Annotated in this window: 5 protein-coding genes; 3 read left to right on the top strand and 2 right to left on the bottom strand. The window is 38.2% G+C overall.

The features are described 5' to 3' along the window. Both ABYT26_RS16930 and ABYT26_RS16925 read right to left on the bottom strand, forming a co-directional pair. A partial coding sequence (locus ABYT26_RS16930) for a hypothetical protein (RefSeq protein ID WP_372756082.1) occupies nucleotides 1–281 on the bottom strand: 281 nt, incomplete at its 3' end. A 166-nt stretch (nucleotides 282–447) separates the two neighbouring features. Beyond that, nucleotides 448–681 carry a hypothetical protein gene (locus ABYT26_RS16925; protein ID WP_372756080.1) on the bottom strand — a complete coding sequence of 78 codons (234 nt, stop codon included), beginning with the start codon at nucleotides 679–681 and terminating at the stop codon, nucleotides 448–450. Between the two features lie 229 nt (nucleotides 682–910). On the opposite strand from ABYT26_RS16925, the gene ABYT26_RS16920 reads away from it, so the two are divergent. The 3 genes from ABYT26_RS16920 (at nucleotide 911) to ABYT26_RS16910 (ending at nucleotide 8,329) form a co-directional block, all read left to right on the top strand. After that, a complete protein-coding gene (locus ABYT26_RS16920; protein ID WP_372756078.1) occupies nucleotides 911–3,505 on the top strand; it encodes a fibronectin type III domain-containing protein in 2,595 nt (864 codons plus the stop codon). Nucleotides 3,506–3,675: 170 nt separating this feature from the next. Next, entirely contained in the window at nucleotides 3,676–6,744 is a 3,069-nt protein-coding gene (locus ABYT26_RS16915; protein WP_372756076.1) for a glycoside hydrolase family 2 TIM barrel-domain containing protein, read from the top strand. A 46-nt stretch (nucleotides 6,745–6,790) separates the two neighbouring features. Further along, on the top strand, nucleotides 6,791–8,329 hold the full coding sequence (locus tag ABYT26_RS16910; protein WP_372756074.1) for an arylsulfatase: 1,539 nt from the start codon (nucleotides 6,791–6,793) through the stop codon (nucleotides 8,327–8,329). The last annotated feature ends 934 nt before the right edge of the window (nucleotides 8,330–9,263 follow it).

Here is a 9,263-nt window from a genome sequence, read left to right as displayed (position 1 = left end):
GGAATCAGATTTTCAGCGGAAACAAGAACCTCACGATTTCCAGTTTTTGCATTGTAGCTCACGATATCTTTTCCACCAATATTTTTATTCGTTTCAAGAGCTGAATATCCTTCATTGTCTTTCATCCAGCGTACGGTATTAATTCCTTTTTGCTTGAAAATTTTGTTTTTGTACAAGTCGTCGAGCCCAAGTTTTAATGTTTCGGTTTGCTGTGCAGGAGCTGTAAAAAAGCATCCGGCAGCGAGAATTATATTTAGCGCAGCCGTAGGTAATTTCTTCATATGGTAATTGGATTTTATAATTGATTTTATTTGTTGTTTCTCACGTCATACCCCTTCTATTTGGAGTGTTTTTTTGGAAAATATCCTGTTTGAGATCAAATATGTATATAAAAAATGTAAAATGACTAAAATAAGTCTGCTTTTTATGAATGGCGAGTATAAATCTTTATTTTTTTTCTGAAGTCAAGAAGCAAGGTGTTTCAATTGGCTTTTTTGGGGTGCTTTGGCTTGGTGTTTTCTGATTCTCTACTACATTTCTCATGGATGAATTAGGAGTCTCTACTTGTTCTGGTTGATACTCTGTGATCGGCTTGGTTCTTAGTGTAATGGTATTGGTTCTGAGGGATGTAATGGGTGAGTATGATTTATATTCCAGTAGGAATGATTGATCTCTGTTCATTCTATTATAGTTTTTGAATTGATATTTAGAATTGAATCCTAAGCTAATATCTATTTTTGGTGCTATTAATAATCTGTTCTTATTTGCTCTGCTTTATCTTTTTTGAGGCTATCGTTTTCTTTCTTGTAGATTAATAATATCGTGTATCAAAAGATTTTTTTAGCTTCTAATTTTAGGGAAAATAGACAGAGTTTAGAGAAACAGTTAAGCTAATAATCAAATAAACAATATGCGTAAGTTTTTTAAAATAGCGACTAGCTTTTTTATTCTATTTGTCATTTTTTCATGTACAGAATGTAAATCAGAAAAAATAAAAGGAACAATATACATTGATAGCTCTAATGGTCATGAATTGGAAGAAGGGTGTAGTGGGTTTAATGTTCGAATTGCTGATAAAGTATGGAGTTACAAACATCCTGATTTTAGAGCTGCGGTTCATGGATTGAAACCTGGGTGGTTGAGGTATTTCTCTGGAACCATGGGCGATGCCTTTAACAGTGCAACCGGATTGTACGATAAGGACTACATCTGGATGTTCGACCATCAGAAGATGTATAGTAAGGGGTATGCTTTTACAGAAGTGAAAGGACCGCATCGTATCATCGACTTGTATGAACTACTTGGTGAAGTAGGAGGTAAGCTTGTAGTTACCATTAATGGATTCTCAGAATCACCACAGGTTGCAGGTGAACTGGCTCGTTTTTGTAAAAATAACAATATAAAGGTTGAGGTTTGGCAATTTTGTAACGAACCCTATTTTTATCTTCCCTCCCGTGATCGTTACTGGTGGAATGATGGGTATGATTATGCAGCAAAAATGAAACCTTATGCGGATTCTATTCAAGCTGTTTTTCCTGATGCTAATCTGGCATTAAATTGTTCCTGGGATGGAGTCAAAGGGTTTATGAAGGAGATATATAGATACCAGCAGGAGAATGGAGCCTATTGGAATGTCTTTTCAAAACATTCGTACGCTCCTCATGTTGGGGGCAGGGAGTCCTTTCAAAAAGCCTATAAAAGAGCAAATTCAAAACTAATTGAAGTCACAAGTTCTGAAGCCATGAGCGAAATAGAAGATTACACATGGAAAGGAGTTCCATTGTTAATCACTGAATTCGGGGTATGGAATTCTCCTCTGAATGGTATTTTTTCAGCTATCTATAATGCAGAGTATACACTTCGCCAATTGGCGCATTCCAATGCTTACTATATTGGTTCGCACGAGATTAGTAATAAATACAAACCTGCAAAAAACTATGATCAAGTGATTCTGGATGCTTACAATTCTGGAAAAAGTATAGATACGGATCTTTTGCTAACAGGGATTGTGAAAGATGATGAGGGAAAAGCTTTGGAAATTGTTCATGAAGCTACCAACAACAGTTCGTATACCTATGCAACTCATGTGGATGGGGGAACTTTAGTTGATGGTTTAGAGAATAAAAAAGTAAATGGAGTTTATGCTCGTGCTTTTAAAGGTTTTAGTGGGTATGATTATTTAATTGTAACCAACCGATCAGATAAATATCATCAGTTTAAAGTGAATTTTGGAGATCAACAACTAAAAGGAAAAGTGGAACGGACCTATATGTATTCGGATGTTCCTCAAAAAAAGAATATTGAGGTACAAAAGGATGTGGTGAAATTGGATCCTTTGGAAGTACCACCTTTCTCAGTGGTGATGGTTAAATGGGAATCCAATCAGCAATATGTTCCGATTGCTCCTCGTATCTATACGTCGAAAGTAACAAGCAAAGGCATTGAATTAAAGTGGTGGAAAAGGGATTCAGTAGATGGATATGAAGTTGCCTATGGAATGGATCCACAAAATCTTAGTCAGACTGTTTGCATAAAAGGGGCTGAAAATAATCAGGTCTTACTTACGGATGTTGAGCCAGGTAAACAATACTATTTTGGTGTTTCTGCTAGGAATAAACAAGGGGTAAGTGAGCTTTCCGAATTGGTGACTCTTTCGAATCAAAAACCAGATCAAGTTGCTATTTTTAAAATAGTAAGGAGAGATTCCAGCATTACTGTGATGTGGAAGAGTGTTCCCAATGCATTAGGGTATAAGCTGAAAGTAAAGGGGAATGATTTTAGTAAAGAATACGATGCGAATAATGTGTTTGGTTATCGAATCAATGGATTAAAATATGATGTTCCCTATCAAATAGTCGTGATTGCTTATAATGGTCTAGGTGAAGGTCAAGCTTCTAAAGAGGAAACAGTTATTTGCAAAGAGCATTTGCCCATTCCGCCACGGAATATATCAGCCAGGGAGACAGTTAATAATCAGGTGTATTTAGAGTGGGTCAATCAGGATACTATTAATCCCGATGTACAATATAGATTGTATAGAGGCACGAAACTTCATGAGTTTACTGTGTTGGCAGAAGGTATTGTTGAGAATCACTTTCTGGATCAATCGGTTCAAGATTATTTCTATACTGTAAAATCCTATAATGCAGATGGGGAATGCAATTTTCATCCAAACATTGCAACGGTTATAAAAAGAGATCAACTAATGAATATCGATATTGCGGAAGTACGTAAAATGGATGATCATTATTTGGTAAGTGTTCGTTTTAGCAATATAAAACGGAAGAAAAATGTTCATTATGGAATCGCATTTAGTGATATTTCTTACTTAAATGAGGAAGAGAAAATAATTGAAGCTACTCAAATAGAGGGAAATGAGTTTAGGGTAGCCATTCCATTTGATCTTCTTAAGCAAGGGAGGGAGTATGCGATTCGTGGATTTGTGAGTATCGATGAAAAATACATTTACAGTTTACCACCACATCATCTGCTAAAAATGGAATAATTTGTTGGGTAAGCGTTAATTTTAGGGAATGAAATTTTTAAAATAAAGGGATTGAAATATCATTTAGTTCTGTGTGATAGGAGAATAGAGGTTTGTTTCAAGGGTCAATTGATATAGAAAGCAATTGGTTAGGAGATTGTTTTTAGTCCTAAAACATTAAAAGAATAGCAATGAAAATAATTGTATCAGCATTTTTGATCTTTTTTATTTTTCAGAATGTAGGATTGGCTCAGAATTCGCGTGTAGAGAAGCGTTTCGATTTTGACTGGAAATTTAGTCGAACAGATACTTCAGCAGCTTTGAATTCCGATTATGATGATTCAGATTGGAAGGGAGTAGATGTGCCACACGATTGGGCTTTTGAAGAAGGAATATCTCAAGATGGAGCCCAACGAGAATCGGGAGGCTATTTTGGGGGTGGAATAGGGTGGTATCGAAAGCAATTTTCTGTTGATTCCGATATGCTTACAAAAAGGGTTCAAATTGAATTCGATGGTGTGTATATGAATAGTGAAATATGGATTAATGGTCACTATTTGGGCAAACGTCCTTATGGTTACATCTCGTTTGGCTACGAATTAACTCCTTATCTTAGTTTGGGAGCCAATACAATTGCTGTTCGTGTAGACAATTCCCATGAACCGAGTGCACGCTGGTATCATCCCTGCGGTATCTATGCACCGGTAAAATTAGTGGTCACAGATTTTGTTCGAATTGCCCGACACGGTATCTATATCACAACACCCGAAGTAAGTGCAAGCAAAGCAAATTTGGCTATTCAAATAGCTCTGGAGAACAGTTTGGATAAGGAGGCAGAGCTGGAGATAGAAACGGTAGTTGTTGATGCAAATCAAAATGAACAAGCTTCTTGTCGAAGTAGAGTGACGATTCCAGAGAATGATTCATTATCGATTTCACAAAAACTGACCCTTACAAATCCAAGTCTTTGGAATATAGAAACTCCTTATTTGTATCAGGTTCGCAATCGTTTATTTAATCATGGAAAACTGATTGATGAGCACATTACGTCGCTTGGCATTCGCAGCATTGAGTGGAAAACGGAAACAGGATTTTGGCTAAATGGACAAAATGTAAAATTATTGGGGGTTAGTGAGCACTACGAAGGAGGACCGGTAGGTGGCGCATGGACAAAAGAATTATTGCGATGGAAATTGCAATTGCTTAAGGATATGGGTTGTAATGCAATTCGTGCGGCTCATAATCCAGCTCCTGAAATGTTTTATGATCTCTGCGATGAATTGGGAATTTTAGTTATGGATGAAATTTTTGATGGCTGGAAAAGGAAAGCTCCAGAAGATTATGGATCTCAGGCTTTTGATCAGTGGTGGCAGCGAGATTTGACGGAATGGATCAAACGAGATCGGAATCATCCATCAGTAATTCTTTATAGCGTAGGAAACGAAACTAAAGGCGCAGTAGCCAAAGATTTGGTTGACTTGTGCCATCAATTGGATGCTACTCGTCCCGTTACTTCAGGTCATAGTGGTTCTGAATTTATGGATGTTTTTGGCGTTAACGGAGGAAGTGAAAAATCAAGTTTCTTTACGAAAGCTCGTCTCAATAAACCTTTTGTGGCAACCGAAGCTCCTCATACCTGGCAAACTCGGGGCTACTATCGAACTAAAACCTGGTTTCGGGATGGCTATCCGAATAAAGGACAGCAACCCTTTGAATTACCTGATTTAACCGAGGATGAGGTCTTTCATTACGAATGGACTTCGCCTGAGAATTGGAACAATAGAAAGCAACATTTTAATTCCTCTTACGATAATGCTACGGTACGAATATCAGCACGAAAAACTTGGGAGCTGATGCGCGATAATGCTTGGTATAGTGGTCATTTCCGATGGACTGGTTTTGATTATTTTGGGGAAGCAGGATATGTTCATGGAGGATGGCCTTTTCGCCTATTCATGAGCGGCGCCCTGGATGTGGCAGGTTTCGAAAAAGACTTGTTCTATTTTTACCAAAGTCAGTGGACAAAACGACCTATGGTTCATCTGCTGCCAGGCTGGACACATCCAACTCTTAAAAAAGGGACCTTAGTTCCAATTTGGGTGTATTCGAATGCTGATGAGGTGGAGCTATTTTTGAATGGAAAATCGCTTGGAAAAGATAAACCAGGACTAAAATGGGATGAAATGCAATGCGAATGGTTGGTGCCCTGGAAAGCTGGAAAAATCACGGCAGTGGCTTATAATAATGGAGAAGAAGTTGCACGGACTGAGCAGATAACAGCGGATGCACCTTCAAAATTGAAGACTACCATTCAAATCGGAAATTTTGAGTCCAATGCTAAAGATTTGGCGATCCTAACCACTTCTGCATGTGATGAGAAGGGGAACCTATATCCATACGGGGAAAATCGCGTCTATTATCATTTCGATGGACCTGTACGTCTGCGATCATTGGAAAATGGATCTCCAATTGATACATGCCATAATTTAGGAACTAATGTTCGTCGTTTGTTCATGGGCTCAACACGAGCTTTTCTGCAATCGACCCGTGATTCGGGTAATGTTGGTGTGGTAACGGCTGCGATCATTGGTGAGCGTCAGCTATTAACTTCCAATAGGGTAGCTATTGATGTGCAGTCGGTAGGAATAAGAGGTGCAGCATTAAAAGGCAGAATGAAAATATTTTACACCACAGATGGATCTAAACCCACCACTAAAAGTAGCTTGTACCGTAAGCCTTTTGAAATTGAACTAGGAACTAGGGTTCGAGCTTTGCTGGTACGAAAAGGGGAAATTCTTTTCGAGATGGAAGAGACATTTGCTAAAAATGAAGGACTCTATTGGGGAAATCCAGCAGAGCAGAAAAGCAACGAGGTAATTTCTAATGGAATGCAGGCTGAGGAGGCAAAGTTTGAAGGAGCTAAGGTTTCGAGAGATGGGAAGAATTTTTTCGGAAAGGGCTATCTTGATTTCACAAGTCAAGAAGGATACGTAAAATGGTATCAGGAAAATGATGGGAGTGAAGGCAATTTTACCTTAACTTTTCGATATGCCTTGAATGATTCTAACCGGGATAGAGAGATGGATTTATTTGTTAATGGACAAAAAAATTGTACGATCAAATTTTCTAAAACGGGATCGTGGAAAGTCAATTGGGCTACGGTAGAAATTCCCTGTCAACTTCAGGCAGGTGCCAATTATATAGAACTGCGAACCACTGGACAAAGTGCCCCAAATATTGATGAATTACTCATTCAATAAGCAATTGCGTAAGCTTAGAATTGTAGAATATCTAACTTGAAATAAAATGAAGAAACAGAAACAATTGATCTTGTTTTTAAGTTTGATGGTGTTGATGGCGAGTTGTCAGATGAAACCAAAAACAAGTGAAAAGAATGGAGAAAAAAAGCCAAATATTGTATTCATTTATCTTGATGATTTAGGATATGGCGATGTAGGAGCTTATGGAGCTACGGAATTCAGCACTCCAAATATGGATGCTTTAGCCAAGGGAGGTGTCCGTTTTACAAATGGATATTCTAGTTCGGCAACCTGTACGCCAAGTCGTTATGCTCTGCTTACGGGGACTTATCCCTGGCGCAATAAAGATGCTAAAATATTGCCAGGTTCAGCTCCTTTGCTGATTGATACGGCTCAAATGACAATACCTAAAATGCTAAAATCAAAAGGTTACTATACCGGAGTTGTGGGGAAATGGCATTTGGGTTTAGGAAGTGGAAATTTAGATTGGAACAAGCATATTACTCCTGGACCTAATGAAGTAGGTTTCGATGAGTCCTATATTCTTGCTGCAACGCAAGACCGAGTGCCAACGGTTTTTATTGATAATGGATATGTAGATGGTTTAGATCCTAATGACCCTATTGAAGTGAGTTACAAAAAGAATTTTGAGGGTGAACCAACGGGTAAAAAGAATCCGGAGCTGACGACTATGAAATGGCATCATGGTCATAATAATAGCATCGTTAATGGGATTCCGCGTATTGGATTCATGAAAGGTGGAGAGGCTGCAAAATGGAAGGATGTAGATATGGCAGATCACTTTTTGGCTAAGGCACAAGCTTTTGTAAAAGCGCATAAAGAGGAACCTTTCTTTTTGTATTATGCCTTGCAACAGCCACATGTTCCGCGTACACCAAATCCTCGTTTTGTGGGTAAATCGGGCTTAGGAGTACGTGGTGATGTAATTGTTGAAGCAGATTGGTGTGTGGGTGAGTTTATGAAAACATTGGAAGAGGAAGGTTTACTGGAGAATACTTTAATCGTCTTTTCAAGTGATAATGGTCCGGTTTTAAATGACGGCTACTATGATGAGGCAGTAGAAAAATTGGGTAATCATAAACCGACAGGTCCTTTAAGAGGAGGTAAGTATAGCTTATTTGAAGCCGGTACTCGCGTTCCTTTTATTACCTATTGGAAGGGTAAAATCGAAGGGAAAGTATCGGATGCATTGGTTTGTCAGGTAGATATTTTATCTTCTTTAGCTGAGTTAGTAGGGAGTGATAGTAAAACTAAGGATAGTGAATCTTTACTAAATGTTTTGTTGGGTAATGAGGATCAGGGAAGAGAAGAGTTGATTATTGAAGCTGGTGGTCGTACTGCTTATCGAAAAGGAGAATGGCTTATGATACCTCCTTATAAAGGGAAAACTGTGAATACCAAAGTCAATATTGAAACGGGTAGTTCTAGAGAATTTCAACTTTATAATTTAACGGAAGATGTGGCTCAACAAAATAATCTTGCAAGTTCAAATCCTGAAAAATTAAAAGAAATGTTTGCTGGTTTTGAAGCCATACGAGGCACAAATTACTCTAATATGAAGTAAGTATAGGTAAGAGTAGAGATATCAATTTTGATGTGAGATAAGTTTAGTAGGTTCAATCAAGTGAGCAATTGATATCGGAAGTAAAAAGCAGTCTTCAACTTAAGGGTTGAAGACTGCTTTTTTTGTTTGGCTGATCTTTTCAAGGAAATCTGTATCAGCGCTACGGTGCTGCAAAAAATAATGTTAATTGCATCATTTTTGCGCTTTCGATATTTTTTGTCGGATATGAATTTAAAGGTAGTGCCAAGTTTTGAGAACTTACTTCTTAATCTTTTTAAAATCCTTTTTTTTCTTCCTTCTCCTCAAGCCGGAGGGGCTATTCTTTTGTCATTACCACAAAAGAATCAAAAAGTCTAGACGACGGCACTCGGTGACCCATCACGCTTCAAAGACTAAACAGAATAATATTCCCTCGTTCCTCGTTCATGCATTCTGTTCTTAACGCCTTCTTCAGCTATGGGTTCCCCACCTACGTTGCCCATGTCGTGGTGCCCTGTTTTGAGGTTTGTATTCTTAATTCATCTTTTTTTAATCATTTATTTTCTGCGTAATCTGCGTCAAGCTCGTTTTTAATCTGTGAAAATTAGTGTAATTAGTGGTTTTCTTTTTTTTCCCTTCGACTTTGCTCAGGGCAGCACCTTTTTCCTTTAGCCTTTAACCTTTAGCCTTTAACCTTATTGATCTTTCTCCTCAAGCCGGAGGGGCTATTCTTTTGTCATTACCACAAAAGAATCAAAAAGTCTAGACGACGGCACTCGGCGACCCATCACGCTTCAAAGGCTAAACAGAATACTATTCCCTCGTTCCTCGCTCATGGAATTCTGTTCTTAACGCCTTCTTCAGCTATGGGTTCCCCACCTGCGTTGCCCATGTCGTTGGTGCCCTGTTTTGAGAGTTGTATTCTTAATTCATCTTTTTTGAATCATTTATTTTC

Origin of the sequence: Labilibaculum sp., from assembly GCF_041595635.1 — a bacterium.
In the GTDB taxonomy this organism is placed as follows: Bacteria; Bacteroidota; Bacteroidia; order Bacteroidales; family Marinifilaceae; genus Labilibaculum.
This window is presented reverse-complemented; position numbering and strand designations above follow the sequence as displayed.

Excerpts from the sequence above, each read along its gene's own strand:
- ABYT26_RS16925 (WP_372756080.1), bottom strand. The coding sequence starts at position 681 with ATGAACAGAGATCAATCATTCCTACTGGAATATAAATCATACTCACCC.
- ABYT26_RS16920 (WP_372756078.1), top strand. The coding sequence starts at position 911 with ATGCGTAAGTTTTTTAAAATAGCGACTAGCTTTTTTATTCTATTTGTC.
- ABYT26_RS16915 (WP_372756076.1), top strand. The coding sequence starts at position 3,676 with ATGAAAATAATTGTATCAGCATTTTTGATCTTTTTTATTTTTCAGAAT.
- ABYT26_RS16910 (WP_372756074.1), top strand. The coding sequence starts at position 6,791 with ATGAAGAAACAGAAACAATTGATCTTGTTTTTAAGTTTGATGGTGTTG.